General features: G+C 65.1%; 17 protein-coding genes and 1 pseudogene. 6 read left to right on the forward strand and 12 right to left on the reverse strand.

Translation table 11 applies throughout. The annotated features are described in order from the left end of the window. Window positions 1-249 precede the first annotated feature (249 nt). Genes X742_RS156310 through X742_RS156290 form a run of 5 tightly spaced genes read left to right on the forward strand, consistent with a single transcriptional unit; the run spans window position 250 to window position 4,841 of the window. The gene (locus X742_RS156310) at window positions 250-1,458 is read left to right on the forward strand and encodes an ABC transporter substrate-binding protein (RefSeq protein ID WP_023772105.1); all 1,209 of its coding nucleotides are present in this window, start codon (window positions 250-252) and stop codon (window positions 1,456-1,458) included. After that, window positions 1,455-2,249, forward strand: coding sequence for an ABC transporter ATP-binding protein (locus X742_RS156305; RefSeq protein WP_023772106.1), 795 nt, complete (start codon window positions 1,455-1,457; stop codon window positions 2,247-2,249). Before X742_RS156310 ends, X742_RS156305 begins: the two co-directional genes overlap by 4 nt. After that, a complete protein-coding gene (locus tag X742_RS156300) occupies window positions 2,242-2,952 on the forward strand; it encodes an ABC transporter ATP-binding protein (protein ID WP_023772107.1) in 711 nt (236 codons plus the stop codon). The genes X742_RS156305 and X742_RS156300 overlap by 8 nt, the downstream gene beginning before the upstream one ends. 7 nt (window positions 2,953-2,959) lie before the next feature. Next, a complete protein-coding gene (locus tag X742_RS156295; protein WP_023772108.1) occupies window positions 2,960-3,847 on the forward strand; it encodes a branched-chain amino acid ABC transporter permease in 888 nt (295 codons plus the stop codon). A gap of 1 nt (window position 3,848) precedes the next feature. Beyond that, the gene (locus X742_RS156290) at window positions 3,849-4,841 is read left to right on the forward strand and encodes a branched-chain amino acid ABC transporter permease (protein ID WP_031247918.1); all 993 of its coding nucleotides are present in this window, start codon (window positions 3,849-3,851) and stop codon (window positions 4,839-4,841) included. 28 nt (window positions 4,842-4,869) lie between these two features. Here X742_RS156290 and X742_RS1000000175675 read toward each other — a convergent pair. The 8 genes and pseudogenes from X742_RS1000000175675 to X742_RS156255 all read right to left on the reverse strand — a co-directional run. Then, window positions 4,870-5,052: pseudogene (locus tag X742_RS1000000175675) on the reverse strand (restriction endonuclease); the annotation flags it as partial. A gap of 59 nt (window positions 5,053-5,111) precedes the next feature. Next, complete coding sequence (locus tag X742_RS156285) at window positions 5,112-6,092, reverse strand: 2-dehydropantoate 2-reductase (RefSeq protein ID WP_023772110.1); 981 nt, start codon at window positions 6,090-6,092, stop codon at window positions 5,112-5,114. Beyond that, window positions 6,089-7,615: an acyl--CoA ligase gene (locus tag X742_RS156280; RefSeq protein ID WP_023772111.1), complete on the reverse strand. Its 1,527-nt coding sequence runs from the start codon at window positions 7,613-7,615 to the stop codon at window positions 6,089-6,091. The genes X742_RS156285 and X742_RS156280 overlap by 4 nt, the downstream gene beginning before the upstream one ends. Window positions 7,616-7,874: 259 nt before the next feature. Then, the gene (gene ggt, locus X742_RS156275; protein ID WP_023772112.1) at window positions 7,875-9,461 is read right to left on the reverse strand and encodes a gamma-glutamyltransferase; all 1,587 of its coding nucleotides are present in this window, start codon (window positions 9,459-9,461) and stop codon (window positions 7,875-7,877) included. Window positions 9,462-9,524: 63 nt separating this feature from the next. Further along, a complete protein-coding gene (locus X742_RS156270) occupies window positions 9,525-10,325 on the reverse strand; it encodes an ABC transporter permease (RefSeq protein WP_023772113.1) in 801 nt (266 codons plus the stop codon). After that, the gene (locus X742_RS156265; protein ID WP_023772114.1) at window positions 10,322-11,248 is read right to left on the reverse strand and encodes an ABC transporter permease; all 927 of its coding nucleotides are present in this window, start codon (window positions 11,246-11,248) and stop codon (window positions 10,322-10,324) included. The genes X742_RS156270 and X742_RS156265 overlap by 4 nt, the downstream gene beginning before the upstream one ends. Continuing rightward, entirely contained in the window at window positions 11,245-12,330 is a 1,086-nt protein-coding gene (locus tag X742_RS156260; protein WP_023772115.1) for an ABC transporter ATP-binding protein, read from the reverse strand. The genes X742_RS156265 and X742_RS156260 overlap by 4 nt, the downstream gene beginning before the upstream one ends. A gap of 73 nt (window positions 12,331-12,403) precedes the next feature. Continuing rightward, a complete protein-coding gene (locus tag X742_RS156255; RefSeq protein ID WP_023772116.1) occupies window positions 12,404-13,444 on the reverse strand; it encodes an ABC transporter substrate-binding protein in 1,041 nt (346 codons plus the stop codon). 215 nt (window positions 13,445-13,659) lie between these two features. Between X742_RS156255 and X742_RS156250 the strand changes: the two genes are divergently transcribed. Continuing rightward, on the forward strand, window positions 13,660-14,361 hold the full coding sequence (locus tag X742_RS156250) for a GntR family transcriptional regulator (RefSeq protein ID WP_031240303.1): 702 nt from the start codon (window positions 13,660-13,662) through the stop codon (window positions 14,359-14,361). A 27-nt stretch (window positions 14,362-14,388) separates the two neighbouring features. Here the strand turns inward: X742_RS156250 and X742_RS156245 are convergent, their stop codons facing one another. From X742_RS156245 to X742_RS156230, 4 genes are all read right to left on the reverse strand, one after another. Further along, the gene (locus tag X742_RS156245) at window positions 14,389-15,321 is read right to left on the reverse strand and encodes an alpha/beta hydrolase (RefSeq protein ID WP_023772118.1); all 933 of its coding nucleotides are present in this window, start codon (window positions 15,319-15,321) and stop codon (window positions 14,389-14,391) included. Window positions 15,322-15,366: 45 nt separating this feature from the next. Then, window positions 15,367-16,149 carry a carnitinyl-CoA dehydratase gene (locus tag X742_RS156240; RefSeq protein WP_023772119.1) on the reverse strand — a complete coding sequence of 261 codons (783 nt, stop codon included), beginning with the start codon at window positions 16,147-16,149 and terminating at the stop codon, window positions 15,367-15,369. Next, window positions 16,142-18,220, reverse strand: a complete 2,079-nt coding sequence (locus tag X742_RS156235) for an acetate--CoA ligase family protein (protein WP_031247919.1) — start codon at window positions 18,218-18,220, stop codon at window positions 16,142-16,144. The genes X742_RS156240 and X742_RS156235 overlap by 8 nt, the downstream gene beginning before the upstream one ends. Before the next feature lie 86 nt (window positions 18,221-18,306). Next, window positions 18,307-19,470 (reverse strand): acyl-CoA dehydrogenase, encoded by a 1,164-nt coding sequence (locus tag X742_RS156230; protein WP_023772121.1) that lies wholly within the window; start codon window positions 19,468-19,470, stop codon window positions 18,307-18,309.

The following is a 19,470-nucleotide window of genomic DNA, read 5'->3' on the forward strand; positions in this document are numbered from 1 at the left end:
CACTCAGCGATGTCGGCAACGGCCATCTCGTCGCCGCCGAGGTCTGAAGCCGTCCGGGCGCAAACAAACCCGGCGTGCGGCAGGTCGAGCTTCACATAGTAGTGTCGCACGCCATGGGTCGGTCTCGGCGTCATGAAATCCGTGGCCGCCCCTTGCCGTTCCACGTCATTTTCCTAATCTTCCATAGTGCTTGCGGATGACCATCGTAGGGGGCGGGCGGATTCATCCACATTGGGAGGAAGTAAACTCATGAAGCTTCGCCATGTCGTTTCCGCCGCGCTTCTCGCGGCCACCACGATCCCGGCCTCGGCCGCCGAGATTTCCGATGGCAAGGTCAAGATCGGCATCCTCAACGACCAATCCGGCGTCTATGCCGATTTCGGCGGCAAGTGGTCGGTCGAGGCGGCCAAGATGGCGGTCGAGGATTTCGGCGGCAAGGTGCAGGGAGCGCCGGTTGAGATCATCAGCGCCGACCATCAGAACAAGCCCGATATCGCCTCCAACATCGCACGCCAGTGGTATGACACCGAACAGGTCGATGCCATCATGGAGCTGACGACCTCTTCGGTCGCGCTCGCCGTGCAGGGGATCTCCAAGGAAAAGAAGAAGATCGACATCGTCACCGGTGCGGCGACCACCGACCTCACCGGCAAGCAATGCTCGCCCTACGGCTTCCACTGGGCCTACGACACCCATTCGCAGGCGGTGGGAACCGGCGGCTCGCTGGTGCAGCAGGGCGGCGACAGCTGGTTCTTCGTGACCGTCGACTATGCGTTCGGCTATTCGCTGAAGGAGCAGACCGCCAAGTTCGTCGAGAGCCATGGCGGCAAGGTGCTGGGCGAAGTGCGTTATCCCCTCGGCGCGACCGACTATTCGTCCTTCCTGCTGCAGGCGCAATCGTCGGGCGCCAAGGTCATCGGTCTGGCCAATGCCGGCCTCGATACCTCCAATTCCATCAAGCAGGCAGCCGAATTCGGCATCGTGCAAGGCGGCCAGCGCCTGGCCGCGCTCCTGTTCACGCTGGCCGAGGTGCATGGGCTCGGCCTGCAGGCGGCGCAGGGCGTCGTGCTGACCGAGGGCTATTACTGGGACCGCGACGACAAGAGCCGCGAATTCGGGCAGCGCTTTTTCAAGCGCACCAACCGCATGCCGAACATGATCCAGGCCGCGACCTATTCGGCGGTGACGCAGTATTTGAAGGCGATCGACAAGGCCGGCACCGACGAGACCGAAGCCGTCGCCAAGCAACTCCATTCGCTGCCGGTGGACGACGCCGTCATCACCGGCGGCAAGGTCCAGGCCGACGGCAACATGGTCCACGACATGTATCTCTACCAGGTCAAGACGCCCAGCGAGAGCAGCAAGGATTGGGACTATTACAAATACCTCGCCACTATTCCCGGCAAGGAGGCGTTCCTGAGCGAGAAGGACAGCGGCTGCGCGACGGCCGCCCAGTGACGGGCGCGGCCACGGTGCCGCCCGACCTGACGGACCAGGAGCCGCGGGTGGTGCTTTCCGCCCGCGGCCTGCGGCGTGACTTTGCCGGCTTCGTCGCCGTCAAGAATGTCGACCTCGATGTCCGCCACGGCAACATCCATGCGCTGATCGGACCCAACGGCGCCGGCAAGACGACCGTTTTCAACCTGCTGACAAAATTCCTGGCGCCGACCAGCGGCAGGATCGAGCTGCTCGGCCACGACATCACCCGCGCCTCGCCGGCCAAAGTGGCGCGGATGGGGCTGGTGCGCTCGTTCCAGATATCGGCGATCTTTCCGCATCTCAGCGTGCTCGACAATGTGCGGGTCGCGCTGCAGCGGCCGGCCGGGCTCGGCATCCAGTTCTGGCGCTCGCTGGCGGCCCTCGACCGGTTGACGCCGCGTGCCATGGAACTGCTGCGGTCCGTCGGCCTCGACGATGCGACGAACAGGCTGGCCGGCGATCTTTCCTATGGCAGGAAACGCGTGCTCGAGATCGCCACGACGCTGGCGCTGGGTCCCAAGGTGCTGCTGCTCGACGAGCCGATGGCGGGCATGGGCCATGAGGACGTGGCCACGGTTTCCGCCCTCATCCGCTCGGTGGCGAGTGACCGCGCGGTTCTGATGGTCGAGCACAATCTGACCGTGGTCGCCGATCTCTGCGACTGGATAACGGTGATGCAGCGTGGCGAGGTGCTCGCGGCCGGCGACTACGCCACCGTCAGCCGCGACGAGCGCGTCAAGGTGGCCTATATGGGTACCGCCGATGACTAGGGCTTCCCCCCTGCTCGCGGTCCGCGGCCTCAATGCCTGGTACGGCGAGGGCCATGCGCTGCACGGCGTCGATCTCGAAGTGTTTGCCGGCGAGACGGTCACATTGCTCGGCCGCAACGGCGTCGGCAAGACGACGACGCTGCGCGCCATCATGGGCCTGATCCGCCGGCGCACCGGCAAGGTCGTGTTCAACGGCGCCGACCTGATGCGGCTGCCGCTGCACCGCACCGCGCACCAGGGCATCGGCTTCGTACCGGAAGAACGCGGCATCTTCTCGACGCTGACCGTCGACGAGAACCTGGTACTGCCGCCGGTCGTCGCCTCGGGCGGCATGAGCGTCGAGGAAATCTTCGATCTGTTCCCCAATCTGGAGGAGCGGCGCAACAGCCCCGGCACAAGGCTGTCGGGCGGCGAACAGCAGATGCTGGCGATCGCGCGCATGCTGCGGACCGGGGTCAAGATGCTGCTCTTGGACGAACCGACCGAGGGCCTCGCTCCCGTCATCGTCCAGCGCATCGGCGAGCTGCTGGCGACGCTGAAGCAGCGCGGCATGACCATCCTGCTGGTCGAACAGAATTTCCGCTTCGCCAGCCGTGTCGCCGACCGCTTCTACCTAATGGAGCACGGCAAGGTCGTGGCCGGGTTTCCCACTGGCGAACTGGCGGACCGCATGACGCTGCTCCACGAAATTCTGGGTGTATGATGGCGCCATGACGATGATCTTCGGCATCCCCGTCCAGGCATTGCTCGGCCAATTGCTGGTCGGGCTGATCAACGGCTCCTTCTACGCCATGCTGAGCCTTGGCCTGGCCGTGATTTTCGGCCTGCTGCGCGTCATCAATTTCGCCCATGGGGCCCAATATATGCTGGGCGCCTTCATCGGCTATCTCCTGCTCACCCATCTCGGCATCGGCTATTGGCCGGCGCTGGTCTTGGCGCCGCTGATCGTCGGCATCTTCGGCGTCGTGGTCGAGCGCCTGGCGTTGTCGCGGCTCTACGACACCGATCCGCTCTACGGCTTGCTTTTCACTTTCGGCCTCGCGCTCGTGCTCGAGGGCATCTTCCGCTACTATTACGGCGTGTCGGGAAACCCCTACGCCGTGCCGCCGCTGCTGGCCGGCGGCACCAATCTCGGCTTCATGTTCCTGCCCATTTATCGCGGCTGGGTCGTGGTCGCCTCGCTCATCGTCTGCTTTGGCACCTGGGCGTTGATCGAGAAGACCAGGCTCGGTTCCTATCTGCGCGCGGCAACCGAAAATCCTCGCCTCGTCCAGGCCTTCGGCGTCAACGTGCCGTTGCTCTTGACCCTCACCTACGGGCTCGGCTCGGCCCTTGCCGGGCTCGCCGGGATAATGGCCGCACCGATCTACCAGGTCAGCCCGCTGATGGGATCGGATCTCATCATCGTCGTCTTCGCCGTCGTGGTGGTCGGCGGCATGGGCTCGATCCTCGGCGCCATCGTCACAGGCTACATGCTTGGCCTCGCAGAAGGCCTGACCAAGGTTTTTTACCCGGAGGCCTCCAACCTGGTGGTCTTCGTCATCATGGCGATCGTGCTTTTGGTCCGGCCGGCCGGCCTGTTCGGAAAGGACGCCTGAGATGACGGAAGAGACATCCGACATGGCCGGGCTTTCGCTGCGCGAGGCATCGGCCAACCCCTCGCCAAGGCTCGAATGGGTGCTGGTCGGGCTCGGCATGGCGGCACTGCTGGCGGCGCCGTTCTTCGTCTATCCGATCTTCCTGATGAAGATGTTGTGCTTCGCGCTGTTTGCCTGCGCCTTCAATCTCCTGCTCGGCTATACCGGGCTCTTGTCCTTCGGCCACGCCACCTTCTTCGGCGGAGCCGCCTATTTCACCGCGCACGCCGTCAAGGTCTGGGGCTGGCCGCCGGAAGCCGGCATCCTGCTCGGCATGGCTGGCGCCGCACTGCTCGGCCTCGTCATGGGCTTCTTCGCCATTCGCCGGCAAGGCATCTATTTCGCCATGATCACGCTGGCGCTGTCGCAGATGTTCTTCTTCTTTTGCGTGCAGGCGCCGTTCACGCAAGGCGAGGACGGCATCCAGGGCGTGCCGCGCGGCGTCCTGTTCGGTGTCCTCGATCTCAACGCCCCGATGAACATCTATTATGTCGTGCTCGTCGTGGTCCTGCTCGGCATCTTCGCCATCTGGCGCATCGTCAACTCGCCCTTCGGCATGATCCTGCGCTCGATCCGCGAAAACGAGAACCGCGCCATTTCGCTCGGCTATTCCGTAGCCGGCTACAAGCTCGCCGCCTTCGTCATGTCGGCGGCGCTGGCCGGGCTCGCCGGCTCGCTGAAGGCGATCGTCTTCCAGTTCGCCACGCTCACCGATGTCACCTGGCAGATGTCGGGCGAGGTCATCCTGATGACGCTGCTCGGCGGCATCGGCACCATGGTCGGCCCCATCATCGGCGCCAGCCTCGTCGTCGGCCTGGAAAACACGCTGGCTACATCAGGTTTCCCCGTGACCATTGCCACCGGCCTGATATTCATGGTGTGCGTGCTGGTCTTCCGGCGTGGGATTGTCGGCGAGGTTTACGCGCGGGTGCTGGGGCGGGCGGGAAAGGGGTGAGGGGCGGCCGCCGCAGCGCGGAAACATGTCACTGCTTAAAGCAGTGCTCACGGTGCCATTGTAGGAAATGAGGATGAGGGCGCTCAAGCGGTCGACGGGGTGGAAGCGCACGGCCTGACTTGTTGACGAATGCCCTTACGCTCTCAGGATCATTGACCAGCCGCGAAATCAGGATTTCCAGACCATCGTTTAGGCCGATCAATCCGCGATCGAGCTTGGAATATCTTACTCCCGTGCTGCCGGCCCATAAGCACCAAAGCTCAGTCCACCTCACCCATAACACCCGCGCTCCACCGCCAGCCGCCGCACCAGCGCCAGCACACCATCGATCGCCGGCGTCGGCTTCCCCACCAGTCGCCCAAGCTCCTGCACCGCGCCGACCAGCGCGTCGATTTCCATCGGGCGGCCGCGTTCCAGGTCCTGGAGCATCGAGGTCTTGTGGTCGCCGACGTCGCCGGCGCCCTTGATGCGGCGGTCGACGTCTATGGGGAAGCGCACGCCGAGGCTTTCGCCGATCGCTTGCGCTTCCAGCATCATGGCGCGGGCGAGCGTGCGGGTGCCTTCGTCGGCGACGATCGCGGCCAGCGTCGAGCCGGTCAGCGCAGAGATCGGGTTCAAGGAGAGATTGCCCCACAGTTTTATCCAGATTTCTGCGCGTATGTCGTCGCGCACCGGCGCCTGCAGGCCGGCCTTGACCATCTCCCCGGCCAGGAGCGTCGCCCTTTCGCTCTTTTCGCCCGAGGGTTCGCCGAGCGAGAAGCGCCGGCCCTCGACATGGCGGATCAAGCCGGGCGCATCGACCTCGACGGCGGGGTAAACCACCGAACCGATGACGCGCCGCGGGCCGAGCCGGTCCCAGATCGTGCCGCCGGGATCGACCTGATGTAGCCTCGTGCCTTCGAGCGCGCCGCTGGTTTTATAGAAATACCACCAGGGAACGCCGTTCTGCATGGTGACGACCGATGTGTGGTCCCCAAGCAGCGGGGCGATCTGGTCGAGCGCGGGCGCAACGGAATGCGCCTTCAGCGCCAATACGACATAGTCCTGTTCGCCAAGGTCTTCGGCCTTGGCGGCGGCCCTGACCGGGGCGGTCGTTTCCTGTCCGTCCTCGATCAGGCGCAGGCCAGTGGCCTTGATCGCTTCGAGATGCGCGCCGCGGGCCACGATCGACAGCTCGGTGCGGCCGGGGATGGCCAGCTTGGCCGCGAGATAGCCGCCGATGGCGCCCGCGCCGAAGATGGTGATCTTCATGATCGGAGCCCGAGCTTGGCGGCGAGCCCGATGCGCTGCAGCTTTCCGGTCGCCCCCTTGGGAATCTCCTCCAGGATCAGCACCTTGCGCGGCACCTTGAAGTCGGCGAGCCGCATCGCGGCGTGGGCGCGGATATCGCCCTCGCTGGCGCTCATGCCTTCGCGCAGCACGACCGCCGCCGCCACCTCCTCGCCGAGCTTGTCATGCGGCATCGCGAAGGTGACGACCTGCGCCACCGCCGGATGGTCCATCAGCACCTCGTCGACCTCGAGCGGCGAGATCTTCTCGCCGCCGCGATTGATGATCTCCTTCAGCCGGCCGGTGACCCTGAGATAGCCGTCATCGTCGAGCACGCCCTGGTCGCCGGTGTGGAACCAGCCATGCGCGAAGGCCGTGGCGTTGGCGTCCGGGTTCTTCTCGTAGCCTGAGGTGACATTGGGGCCGCGAATGACGATCTCGCCCGTCTCGCCGGCCCGCATCAGCCGCCCGTCCGGCGCCATGACCGCAACCTCGGGTCCGCCGGCCGCACCCACGCTGCCCGGCTTGCGCAGGCCCGGCGGCAGCCGGTTGGACGCCATCTGGTGCGCGGCCTCGGTCATCCCATAGGATTCGATCACCGGGCAGCCGAAGGTCGCCTCGAGCTCGGCCATCACCTGCGCCGGCAGCGACGCCGAGGACGAGCGGATGAAGCGCAGGCGTGCCGCCGACAGCGCTTCGGCATTGCGCGCCGCGCGCGCCAGGATCGCCTGGTGCATGGTCGGCACCGCCGTGTACCAGCTCGGCCTGGCGTCACTCAGCCACTGGAAGAAGCGCAGCGCGTTGAAGCCTGGCGTGCAATAGATGCTGCCGCCGGATGCCAGTGACGACAGCACCGCCGCGATCAGCCCATGGATGTGGAACAGCGGCATGATGTTGAGGCAGCGGTCACCGGCCGTCAGGCCGAGCGTCGCGCCGATATGACGGGCGGAGGCCGCGACATTGGCATGGCTGAGTGGCACCAGCTTGGGCCGCGACGTGGTGCCGGAGGTGTGCAGCAGAAGCGCGATGTCATCGTCCCCGGCCATGGCGGGCGCCGCCTGCGGTCCGACCGCCGCGCCGTCGATGGTGAAGCCGCCGGCCGGCGCATCCGGCGGCACGATGAGCCGCAGCACGCCGATGCCGAGGCGCTCGGCCACAGTCACGGCAGGGCCGGTCTCGTTCTCGGCGACCAGGATCGCCTTGGGGCCGATGTCGGTGAGATAAAAGTCGAGCTCGTCCGCCCGGTAGGCGGGGTTGAGCGGCGCCGTCGGGGCTGTGGCGGCGACAGCGATGAAGGCCGTCGCCATCTCCGGCCCGTTGGGCAGCACGATCGCCACCCGGTCGCCTCGGCCGATGCCGAGGGTGTGGAGCTGTTTGGCCGTGGCGGCGATCAGCGCGCGCAGTCCGCCATGGGTCAGCGCGGGCCTGTCGGGGGCCAGGATCGCTGGCGCGTCGTCCACGCCGGCGACGAGGCGGCGGGAAAGGTCTGTGTGGGTTTGGGTCATGGTCACCAGCTATGTTTCAAGACTATGGCTTGCGAAAGTCCATCGGACGTCAGCGCCGCCCCTCATTGCCCTGCCGGGCATTTCTCCCCCTATAGTGACGGGGAAAAAGTAGCAGTTTCGGCCTCGGTGCTTGTTCAGCGTAGGCGATTGGCGAAACCGTCGATGACATCACCTCTCTCCCCGTCATTATACGGGGAAAGGACGCCGGCAGGCGGGTGAGGGGCAGCGCCAACGCCCGGTAGTTGCCTTGCCAATCACCTCAATAGCCCAGCGCCATCCCGTCCTTGCGCGGATCGGATGCCCCCGTCAGCGTTCCCTTTTCCCAGTCGATCAGCACCGCCTGGCCGCCGCCGAGCGGATGGTGCGGCTCGGTGATCGCGTGGCCGCGCCGCCGCAGGCCTTCGATCGCCTCGGTGGGCACGTTGCGCTCGGCTTCCACTAGGCCGTCATTGTAGAACACGCGCGGCGCATCGAGCGCTTGCTGCGGGTCCATGCCGAAATCGATCATGTTGGTCAGAAGATGGACATGACCGAAGGGCTGGTAGCCGCCGCCCATGACGCCGAACGGCATCACCACGCGGCCGCTTTTGGTCGCCATGCCCGGCATGATCGTGTGCATCGGCCGCTTGCCGGGCGCGATGGCATTGGGATGACCTGCGTCAAGGCGGAAGCTCGAGCCGCGGTTCTGCAGCATCACGCCGGTCTTTGGGCCAACCACGCCGCTGCCGAAGGAATAATAGGTCGAGTTGATGAAGGAGACCGCGTTGCGGTCGCGGTCGACGATCGAGATATAGACCGTGTCGCTGCCCGGCAGCTGCACGTCGGGCAAATGGGTCATGGCGCGCTCGCGGTCGATCTCGGCGCGCAGCCGGTCGGCATAGGCGGCCGATAGAAGCGCCCTCACTGGCACCGGGACATGGTCCTGGTCGCCAACGAAACGGTCGCGGTCGCGATAGGCCAGCCGCCCGGCCTCGATTTCCAGGTGCAGGCGCTCGGCGCCGTTGGGGTCGAGCCCGCCGAGCTTGAAGCCCGACAGCACGTTCAGCATCAAGAGCGCCGTCAGCCCTTGGTTGTTCGGCGGCATCTGGTGGATCTCGTGGCCGCCATAGCTGACGCTCACCGGCGCCACATAGTCGCCCCTTGTCGCGGCGAAATCTTCCGCCGTGTGCAGCCCGCCCAGCTCCTTGAGCCGGCGCACCATGTCGACGGCGACCGCGCCTTCGTAGAACCCGGCGCGGCCCTGTTTGGCGATCACCCGCAAGGTCGCGGCCAGTTCCGGCTGCTTGTGCACGTCGCCGGCCTTTGGTGCCACGCCACCGGGCAGGAAGATGCGCGCGGCATGCTCGTCGGCGGAAAGATCGGTTTCGGGTTCGGCCCAGTCGAAGGCGACGCGGTCGTGCACGACATAGCCGTTCTCGGCATAGTGGATCGCCGGTGCCAGCACCTCGGCCAGGGTCTTGCTGCCATGGTCCTCCAGCAGCCGGCACCAGGCGTCGATGGCGCCCGGCACGGTCACCGCATGCGGTCCCTGCTTCGGTAGCTCGTTAAACCCCTTGTCGCGATACCAGTCGACGGTCGCGGCCGCCGGCGCCCGCCCCGAGCCGTTGAAAGCCAGCACTTGGCTTTGTCCCTTGGGGCAGTAGAGGACAAAGCAATCGCCTCCGATCCCCGTCGATTGCGGCTCGACCACGCCCTGCACGGCGGCGGCGCAGATGGCGCCATCCATGGCATTGCCGCCGGCGCGCAGCATCTCGATGGCCGCAAGCGTCGAGAGCGGATGCGATGTCGCGGCAATCGCTTCCGTGGCACGAACCGGCGAGCGGCCGGGAAACTGGAAATCACGCATCTGTTCTGGATATCCTAGGGCACTTGAAAGAATGGGTCACTTGAAGCGATGAGTCCGATGAAATCAATGCCGGCGGCCAAAGATCTGCGCCAGCGACAGCAGCAGGACAGACAGCACGATCAGGCAGGTCGAGATGGCGGCGATGGTCGGGTCGATCTGGTCGCGCAGCGCGTTGAACATGCGGCGCGTCAGCGTCGTGGTCTCCCCGCCCGAGATGAACAGCGAGACGACAACTTCGTCGAAGGAGGTGATGAAGGCAAACAGCGCGCCCGAGACGATCGAGAAGCGGATCTGCGGCATCGTCACCTGCCAGAAGGCAGCGACGCGTCCGGCACCCAAGCTGCGCGCCACCCGCTCCTGGTTCATGTCGTAGGAGCGCAGGCCCGACAGCACCGTCAGCACCACCAGCGGCAGCGCCTGCACCGTATGCGCGATGACCAGGCCGGTCAGCGTGTTGTTGAGGCCGATGCGCGCATAGAGGAAGAAGGTGCCGATGCCGACCAGGATCACGGGGATGATCAGCGACGCGGTGAGCAGCGCGTTGATGGTGCCGTTGAAGCGCAGCGTGCCCCGGTTGACCGCATAGGCGGCGGCAGTGCCGAGCGGTGTCGCCACCAGCGCGGTCATGACAGCGACCTTCACCGACACGATGGTGGCGTCGCGCCATTCCAGCGACTGGAAATAGCTTTCATACCAGCGCAGCGACCATTGCCGCGGCGGGAACTGCAGCAGCGTCGAATCCGAGAACGACATGATGAGGATGATGACCGACGGCGCGATCAGGAACAGCAGCACGAGGCCGCCGAAGGCGTAGAGCCACAGCCGTTGCCGGTGCGAGATCGGCAGTCCGACGCTGTCACTCATCGCGAACTCCATACGCCGGTGGCGTGCGCGCCGAGCAGCCACTGGAACAGGCCGAGAAGCGCCAGCGTGACCGTCAGCAGCACCACGCCGAGTGCCGCACCGGCGCCCCAGTTGGAATAGAGGCTGGTGGTCTGTTCCATACGCATCGCCCACATCACCACCTTGCCGCCACCCATCAGCGCCGGCGTCACGAAGAAACCGAGGCACAGCACGAAGACGATGACCACGCCGGAGGCGAGGCCGGGCACCGACAGCGGAAAGAAGATTTGCCGAAAGGTCGCGGCCGGGCCGGCGCCGAGGTTCATGCCGGCGCGCAGGCAGTCGGTGTCGATCGTCTTGATCGAGGCATAGAGCGGCAAAACCAGGAACGGCAGCAATATATGCGTCATGCCGATGACGACGCCCGAGAAATTGTTGGCCAGCGACAGCGGCTGGCTGATCACGCCGAGATCGATCAGCCAGCTGTTGATCAGGCCCTTGCGCTGCAGGATCACCAGCCAGGCATAGGTGCGCACGAGCACCGATGTCCAGAACGGCAGGATGACGAAGATCAGGCAGATCGACGCGGCCCGGCGCGGCAGCTGCGACAGCATGTAGGCCAGGGGATAGCCGAGCAGCACGCAGGCGCCGGTGACGATGAAGGCGACCTCGAAGGTGGTGATGAAGGTCCTGATGTAGGAGGCCTGCTCGAAGAAGCGCGCATAGTTGGCGGCGCTCAAGGCGCCGGTCTCGTCGAACAGCGACAGCCAGAACAGCCAGCCGATCGGCACGATGATGATGGCGCAGACGAGGAACAGGCTCGGCGCCAGCAGCGCCAGCAGCCGCAATGACTCGCGCCGCGCATCGGCGCGCAGGGCCTGCGTGTTCAGGTCCTGCCCCGCCGGCCTGACGGTCTCCGTCACGATGGCGGACTGCGCGCTCATCCCTCGGCCGCCACCAGGATCGTATCCTTGGCATCGAGGCCGAGCGTGATCGGCTGGCCGGGCGCCGGCAGCCTTGCCAGCACGTCGCTGCGGCAATAGTCGCGCAGCGTCACCTGGCGGCCGTCGCGCAGGCTGGCATAGCAGACGAAACTGTCGCCCTGGTAAATGATGTCGCTGACCGTCGCATCGAGCACATTGACGCCCGTCGACGGGTCGGATGCCGTGACCAGCCGCAGCTTCTCGGGTCGGACCACCATCAGATGCGGACCGGCCGGCGGCGTCGGTGCGCCGGTCTGGATCAGCCTGTCCTCATACCAGACCGAGCCATCGCGGCTTTCGACCGGGATGAAGTTCGATTCGCCGATGAAGCCGGCTACGAATTTTGTCTTCGGCGCGGCATAAATCGTTTCGGGCCTGTCGAGCTGTTCGATGCGGCCGCCGTTCATCACCGCGATACGGTCCGACATGGTGATGGCTTCGCGCTGGTCATGCGTGACATAAACCGTGGTCATGCCGAGACGGCGATGAAGCGCACGCAATTCGATCTGCATATGCTCGCGCAAACCCTTGTCGAGCGCCGACAAGGGTTCATCCATCAAGACGATGCGCGGCTCGAAGACGATGGCGCGCGCCAGGGCCACGCGCTGGCGCTGGCCGCCGGAAAGCTGGTCCACCCGGCGCTCGCCCAGGCCCTGCAGCTTCACCAACTCCAGCGCGTTCTCCACCCGCTGCGCCGTCTCTGTCGCACCAACGCCGCGCTGCTTCAGCGGAAAGGCGATGTTGTGGAAGACGTTCATATGCGGAAACAGCGCATAGTTCTGGAACACCATGCCGATATTGCGCCTGTGCGGCGGCGTGGTGATGATCTCGTCGCCGCCGACCTTGATCGATCCGCCATTGGCTCGCACGAAACCGGCCAGGATCATCAGCAGCGTCGTCTTCCCCGAGCCCGAAGGCCCAAGCAGCGTCAGGAACTCGCCCGCCTCGACATCGAGGTTCAGGCCACGCAGCACCGGCACGCTGCCAAATCGTTTCTCGATCGCCCGCATGCCGATCGGCAGCGCGGATGGTGCAATGGACAAGATCGTTATCTCCGAGGCAGAGACTGAAGGAGCGGGGCGGCGCTGGTGCCGTCCCGCAAGGTAAGGTTCCAGCCTATTGCTGGATCAGATTGTTGAACTTTTCCGTCGCCTCGACGAGGTTGTCGCGCCAGAACTCGGCATCCTGCAACACCTGCTTCTTGACGTTTTCGGGCGCCGAGTTGATGTCCTTGATCCGCTCCGGCGGGATCTTGCCGGTCTCGAAGGCCTTCTCGTTCACCGGTCCATTATCGACATAGAGCGGCAGATTGGCCTGCAGTTGCGGGCTGACGAACATGGCCAGCGCCTTCATCGCCGCGTCCTTGTTCTTGGCGCCCTTGGGGATGACCATGCAATCGGCGGTGAGCACGCCCTGGTCGAAGGAGAAGCTGACCGGCGCGCCTTCCTTCTTCAAAGTCCCGGCGCGGCCGTTCCAGATGCTCGCCATGTCGACTTCGCCATCCTTCACCAGTTGCATGGCCTGGGCGCCGGAGGTCCACCAGGCATCGACATGGCCACGGATCTTGTCGACCGATTTCAGCGCGCCGTCGATGTCGACGGGATAAACTTTGTCGATCGGCAGGCCGGAGGCGAGCGCTGCGACGCTCAGCGTCTCCGTCGCCTGGCTGCTGCTCAGTGCGCGCCGTCCCGGAAACTTTTCCACGTTCCAGAAGTCGGCCCATGTCTTCGGGCCCTTGTCCCCGAAGACGTCGGTCCGGTAGATCAGCACGACGGAAGTGTAGGAGATGCCGACCCAGTCGTCATGCACCAGCTTCGGGTTGATGCCGCTCTTGTCGATGATGCCGTAATCCAGCTTTTCGAACAGCCCTTCCTTCGAGCCGCGCGCGCATTCGTCGGCGCCGAGTTCGGTGATGTCCCATTTCACCGCATTGCCGGTCACCTGCAGCCGCACGTCATCGAGGCCGTTGGTCGTGTCTTCCTTGATGGTGATGCCGAGCGCATCTGCGGTCGGCTTGAAGAAGGCCTTGGTCTGCGCCTCCTGATAGGTGCCGCCCCATGAGGCGACGGTGATCGTGTCGGCGGCGACGGCCGGCACTGCCACGGAGGCAATGAGCCCGGCTATCGCTAAAGTTCTAAAGCTGGTGGTCCTGTTCATTTCAGTTCTCCGACCGGTGTTCCCATTTGTTTTTGATTTGGCATGCGATTTTGTATACAATTTAGAATGTAGCCGAGAGATCGGTGTTGTCAACCGCGACGGGCGCGATCGGCTGGACGGTGGGGACGGCGCCGCGGGCCGTGGCAAATTACGCCGACTGCGACTACAAACGAGGCGATGTCCGGCTGAAGCGGCCGGGGAACTGGAAACGGAACTTGGCCAAGGAACCAAAAAACACGCTGCGCGACTCGGTCTATTCCGCGCTCAAGGCGATGATCGTGACCGGCCAGATTCCGCCGGGCTCACGCGTCACTGAAAGCGACATCGCGGCAAAACTCAATGTCAGCCGCACCCCCGTGCGCGAAGCCTTCAACCGCCTGGAGCGCGACGGGCTGGTCACCGGCCGGCCGCGCCAGGGCTATGCCGTCACCGAGTTCGACATCAACATGTTCCGCGAGGCCTTCGCCATCCGCGAACTGCTCGACGGCCATGCGACGGAATTGGCGGCGGCCGCCGCGACCGAGAAGGACAAGGCGCGGCTGCGCGCCATGCTGGCCGAGTGCGAGCGGCTGGCCGCCATTCCCGATCGCACGACGCGCGAAAAATTCCAGGAACTGGAGGTCGGCATCGATCTCCACCGCGTCATTGCCGAAATCAGCGGCAATGTCATGCTGCATGGCATGCTGTGCGGCATCCTCGACAAGTGCCAGCATTATGTCTGGACCGAACTCTTGTGGCTCGATGAATGGAAGATCGCCCGCGACGAACACGCCGAGATCGTCGAGGCGATCTGCGCAAATGATATCATCCGCGCCGGCGCCCTGGCCCGCGCGCATGTGCGCGGTTCGCGCGAGAACGTGCTGCGCCTGCTGCAGGCGAAATCGGATTATCAGAGCTTCCTGGCCAAGGCGTCCTGAGCGGACCAGCCATTCTTCCTACCTGGTTCAGCCGCCCTTTCCGAGCGTGGCCACCGCGTCGACGATCCGGGTGAAGCTCGCGCGGGCGCGGCCAACGGTATGCCGAGCCCTGAGATAGCCGTGCACGAGGCCGGGTTCCTCGAACCAGGTGGCGCGCCCGCCTGCCGCGACGATGCGGTCGCGATAAACCTCGCCATCGGATGACAGCGGGTCGCACTGGGCGGTAATCAGCACGGTCGGCGGCAAATTGGCGAAATCGGCATCGGCCAGCGGATACAGCGTGATGTCACCGGTCTGGTCCACACCGCCGGTACGGACGTGTTTGTAGAATTCAAGGTCGCGCACCGTCAGCATGGGCGCCTCGGCATGCGTCACGTAGGAGCCGAGCGCGCGATCGCCGCCGAGACCGGGATAGATCAGCACCTGGCCGACCGGCTTTTTCGAATGGCCACGGGTCGCGTGCGCAACGGCGGCGCAAAGATTGCCGCCGGCGCTGTCACCGCACAGCAAGACCGGGCGGTCGTAGGTCCCGGCGGCCCATTCGAAGGCGCTCATCGCATCGTCGAAAGCGGCCGGATGCGGATGCTCCGGCGCCAGCCGGTAGTCGACCGAGACCACCTCATAACCGGTGCGGCCGCAAAGCTCGGCGCAGACGTCGTCATGGCTGTCCAGCCCGCCAAGGATGAAGCCCCCGCCATGGAGGTAGAGCACCATGGCTGTATGGTCCGGCTTTGCGTTGCGGTAGATGCGGGTCGGTATGTTGTTGACAGGTGTGGTGATGGTGGTCGTCTCCGCCGTCACGCCTTGCGGATAGCCGGCAAAGAACTCGCGGCACATGCGATCGTAGATCTCGCGCTGCTGCGCGATCGTGTGATCGATCGTGTCGGGCGGATAATAGGAATTCGTCCGCTCGATGAAGGCCCAGGTCTCGGCGTCGATCAGTTTGAGGTAGTCGGTCATGAAGGGAGACCAGCTTTAGGTGATGGCGCCATCATCTCCGCAGCGTCACTTCCCCTTCCACACCGGTTCGCGCTTTTCGGCGAAGGCGCGGAAACCCTCCATGCCGTCCTCCGACCCATAGAGCGCATCGACCGTCGGCAGCTGCCGGCGCGTCACCTTGTTCATCGCCTCCTGGAAGGTCAACGATTCCGCCACCCGCGCGGTCTCCTTGATCGCTGCGAACACCAGTGGCGGGCCGCTGGCGAGCAGCCGGGCGATCTCCCAGACGCGGTCCTCGAGCTTTTCCTTGGGCAAAACCTCGTTGACCAGGCCCCAGCGATGCGCCTCGGCGACATCCATCCAGCGGCCGGTGAGCAAAAGGTCCATCGCGACGTGATAGGGGATGCGCTTAGGCAGCTTGATCGTCGCCGCGTCGGCCAGCGTGCCGGCGCGGATTTCAGGCAGCGCGAAGGAAGAATGGTCGGAGGCATAGATGAGGTCGCAGGACAGCGCCAGCTCGAAGCCGCCGCCCACCGCCATGCCGTTGACGCAGGCGATGACCGGCTTGTTCAGGTCGCGCAATTCCTGCAGGCCGGCAAAGCCGCCGACGCCGTAATCGCCGTCGACCGCGTCGCCGCTCGCGGCCGCCTTCAGGTCCCAGCCGGCGCAGAAGAACTTGTCGCCGGCGGTCTTGACGATGGCGACGCGGAGGTCGGGATCGTCGCGGAACGCCTTGAAGGTTTCGCCCATCAGCCGCGAGGTTTTCAGGTCGATGGCATTGGCCTTGGGGCGGTCGAGCGTGACCTCGAGGATCGAGCCTTCGCGGCGGGTCGAAATGACGTCAGACATTCTTGTTTTCTCCCAGCACCAGCAGCGCATCGGCGATCCAGGCGCCCTTGCCCTCGGAGCAGACGATCAGCGGATTGATGTCGAGTTCCTCGATCTCGCCGGCATTCTCCTGCACGAAGCTGGCAATGCCCGCGATGGCGTCGATGGCGGCCGCGAGATCGGCCTTCGGCCGGCCGCGATAGCCTTCGAGCAGCGGGAACAGTTTCAGGCCGCGCAGTGCGGCCTCGATGTCGTCGCGCGTTGCCGGCAGCATCAGCGTGACGCTGTCGCGCAGCAATTCGACCAGCACGCCGCCAGTGCCCAGCGTCATCACGGCACCGAACATCGGGTCGCGGGTGAAGCCGACGATCAGTTCGGCGACGCCGTCGCGCACCATGCGCTCGACATATAGCCCGGTGCCGAGCGGCAACAGATCATGCGCCGCGGTGCTGACCGATTCGGCGTCCTTGAGATTCAGGCTGACGGCGCCGACCTCGGACTTGTGGGTGACGCCAAGGGCCTTCAGGGCGACGGGGAAGCCGAGCGCCATGGACGAGATCACCGCTTCGACCGCATTGCCGGCGCGTTCGCCTTTCGGCACCGGAAGCCCGGCCTTGATCAGCCGCGCCTTGGCTTGCGCCTCGTCGGGCGTGGAATGGTTACCGCCGGCAGCACCGGAGGCGGAGGTATCCACCGGCTGCGCCTGCGGTTCGCGCCAGGCCCAGCCGATGAAGGCCGCGGCCTGGGCCGCATCCATCGCCTCGGAAATGCCGAACAGCGGCACCATGCCGCGCGCCATCAGCTCGGCGGTGTATTCCTCCGGCAGGTTCTCCGGCAGCGACGAGACGATGGCGCCGTGCGCCTTGTTGGTCTTCAGCGCCGATTCGAAAGCGCGCAGCGTCGCCCACCAGTCGGTCACCGAGCAGCGATCGGGACGCGGGAAGTCGAGCACCAGCATGTTGAGGTCGAAGCCGCCCGACACCATGGCGGTGAAGGTAGCGGTCATCGCCGGCTCGTTGTTCCAGATGAAGGTGTGATAGTCCAGGGGATTGGCCACCGCGACCAGCGGCCCGAGCGTCGATTTGACATGGGCGCGATGGGTGTCGTTCAGGACCGGGAAGTTGACCCACCGGCCTTCGGCGCTGTCGGCCATGACCGATGCCTCGCCGCCCGAACAGCTCATCGACGAGAGCTTGTAGCCGGGCAATGGGCCGGTGATGTGAAGCAGCTTCAGCGCCTCGATGAAGGAGGGGATGGAATCGACGCGAGCGATGCCAAGGCGCCTCAGGAAGGCGCCCGAGGCCGCATCGGACCCGGCAAGCGAAGCGGTGTGCGAGACGGTCGCCTGCCGCGCCTGTTCGGAGCGGCCCACCTTCATGGCAATGATCGGTTTTTTCAGCTCACGCGCCCTGGCGGCCAACCGCTCGAAGCCGGCTACCGAATCGAAGGCCTCGATGTGCAGGCCAAGCGCGGTGACCCGCTCGTCCTCGATCAGGCCAAGCGCCATTTCGGACAGGCCGGTCTGCGCCTGGTTGCCGGCGGTCATCAGGAAGGCGATCGGCAGGCCGCGCTTCTGCATCGTCATGTTGATGGCGATGTTGGACGACTGGGTGATGATGGCGACGCCCTTGCCGCCCTCCTCCAGCCTGATGCCGCCATGCTGGTCTGGCCACAAAAGCGCGCCATCGGCATAGTTGATCAGGCCGTAGCAGTTCGGTCCGATGATCGGCATCTGGCCGGCGGCGGCCACCAGCTCGGCCTGCAGCCTTTCGCCATCTTCGTCATAGGCCTCGGTTTCGAGGAATCCGGCGGCAAAGCAGACGGCGCCGCCGGCCCCGCGCTCAGCCAGCGCCTTGATCACCTCGATTGTCAGGTGCCGGTTGACGCCGACAAAGGCCGCGTCCGGCGCGCCGGGCAGATCGGCGACCGAGCGGTAGGCCTTGCGTCCGGCAACCTCGTCCTTGGTCGGGTGCACCGGCCAGATCTCGCCGGCAAAACCCATCTTGATCGATTGCGCGACGACCGCGGCGGCCTGCACGCCGCCGAACACGGCGATCGATTTGGGGCGCAGGAGGCGTTCAAGTTTATGCATGGTCATCTTTTCGTTTGAGCATGATCTCAGGACAAACGATCTCGTTTGCCCGACAAAACCGGACTCCGGCTTTCGCGGATCATGCTTTAAGCTCCGAAAGGACGCAGCAGCGCCCGCGAAATAATATGTCGCTGAATCTCCGACGTGCCCTCCCATATGCGCTCGACGCGGGCGTCGCGCCAGATGCGCTCCAGCGGCAGGTCATCCATCAGCCCCATGCCGCCATGGATTTGGATGGCCTCGTCGGCAACGAAGGCGAGCATTTCGGTGGCCTTCAGCTTGGCCATGGCCATGTCCTGGTCGGTGACGGTGCCCTGATCGTACTTCCACCCGGCTTCGAACACCATCAGGTCGGCGGCCTTGAGTTCCGTCGCCATGTCGGCGAGCTTGAACGACACGCCCTGGAACTTGCCGATCTGCTGGCCGAACTGTTGGCGCTGCGCGGCATATTCGACCGCATGGCCAAGCGCCCGCTCGGCACGGCCTAGGCAGGTGGCGCCGACCTGCAGGCGCGTGGCGCCGAGCCAGGAATTTGCGACGTCGAACCCCTTGTGCACCTCGCCCAGAACCTGGGATGCCGGCAACCGGCAGTCGTCGAATTCGAGAATGGCGTTGGTGTAGCCGCGATGCGAGACATTGCGATAGCCGTCGCGCACCGTGAATCCCTTGGTGCCCTTGTCGACGAAGAAGGCGGTGATCTTCTTGCGTTTTCCGCGCGGTGAATCCTCTTCGCCCGAGGCCATGAAGACGATGGCGAAATCGGCGAGATCGGCGTGGGAGATAAAATGCTTGGTGCCGTTCAGCACCCAGTCGTCGCCGTCCTGCACGGCGGTCGCCTTCATGCCGCGCAGGTCGGAGCCGGCGCCCGGCTCGGTCATCGCCAGGCAGTCCCATTTCTCGCCGCGGATGCAGGGGAAAAGATACTTTTCGCGCTGCTCCGGCGTGCCGGCGAGCAGGATGTTGGAAGGGCGCGCCACGCAGGTCCAGTGCAGCGCGTAATTGGCGCGGCCGAGTTCCTTTTCGTAGAGCAGCCAGGTCACGGTATCGAGCCCCGCGCCGCCGACATCGGCAGGCATGTTGGCGGCGTAGAGGCCGGCCTCGATCGCCTTGGCCTTGATCTCCTCGATCAGTTCGCGGCGCAGCACGCCGGTGCGCTCGACCTCGCGTTCATGCGGATAAAGCTCATTCTCGACGAAGGCGCGCGTCGTCTCGACAATGAGTTTCTGCTCTTCCGAAAGACCGAAATCCAT

It is taken from the genome of Mesorhizobium sp. LNHC229A00 (assembly GCF_000502415.1).
Lineage (GTDB): Bacteria > Pseudomonadota > Alphaproteobacteria > Rhizobiales > Rhizobiaceae > Mesorhizobium.

What these genes read in the sequence shown, in the direction of transcription:
- X742_RS156310 (WP_023772105.1), top strand. Translation starts at nt 250, where the DNA reads ATGAAGCTTCGCCATGTCGTTTCCGCCGCGCTTCTCGCGGCCACCACG.
- X742_RS156300 (WP_023772107.1), top strand. Translation starts at nt 2,242, where the DNA reads ATGACTAGGGCTTCCCCCCTGCTCGCGGTCCGCGGCCTCAATGCCTGG.
- X742_RS156295 (WP_023772108.1), top strand. Translation starts at nt 2,960, where the DNA reads ATGACGATGATCTTCGGCATCCCCGTCCAGGCATTGCTCGGCCAATTG.
- X742_RS156290 (WP_031247918.1), top strand. Translation starts at nt 3,849, where the DNA reads ATGACGGAAGAGACATCCGACATGGCCGGGCTTTCGCTGCGCGAGGCA.
- X742_RS156285 (WP_023772110.1), bottom strand. Translation starts at nt 6,092, where the DNA reads ATGAAGATCACCATCTTCGGCGCGGGCGCCATCGGCGGCTATCTCGCG.
- X742_RS156280 (WP_023772111.1), bottom strand. Translation starts at nt 7,615, where the DNA reads ATGACCCAAACCCACACAGACCTTTCCCGCCGCCTCGTCGCCGGCGTG.
- ggt (WP_023772112.1), bottom strand. Translation starts at nt 9,461, where the DNA reads ATGCGTGATTTCCAGTTTCCCGGCCGCTCGCCGGTTCGTGCCACGGAA.
- X742_RS156270 (WP_023772113.1), bottom strand. Translation starts at nt 10,325, where the DNA reads ATGAGTGACAGCGTCGGACTGCCGATCTCGCACCGGCAACGGCTGTGG.
- X742_RS156265 (WP_023772114.1), bottom strand. Translation starts at nt 11,248, where the DNA reads ATGAGCGCGCAGTCCGCCATCGTGACGGAGACCGTCAGGCCGGCGGGG.
- X742_RS156255 (WP_023772116.1), bottom strand. Translation starts at nt 13,444, where the DNA reads ATGAACAGGACCACCAGCTTTAGAACTTTAGCGATAGCCGGGCTCATT.
- X742_RS156245 (WP_023772118.1), bottom strand. Translation starts at nt 15,321, where the DNA reads ATGACCGACTACCTCAAACTGATCGACGCCGAGACCTGGGCCTTCATC.
- X742_RS156240 (WP_023772119.1), bottom strand. Translation starts at nt 16,149, where the DNA reads ATGTCTGACGTCATTTCGACCCGCCGCGAAGGCTCGATCCTCGAGGTC.
- X742_RS156235 (WP_031247919.1), bottom strand. Translation starts at nt 18,220, where the DNA reads ATGCATAAACTTGAACGCCTCCTGCGCCCCAAATCGATCGCCGTGTTC.
- X742_RS156230 (WP_023772121.1), bottom strand. Translation starts at nt 19,470, where the DNA reads ATGGATTTCGGTCTTTCGGAAGAGCAGAAACTCATTGTCGAGACGACG.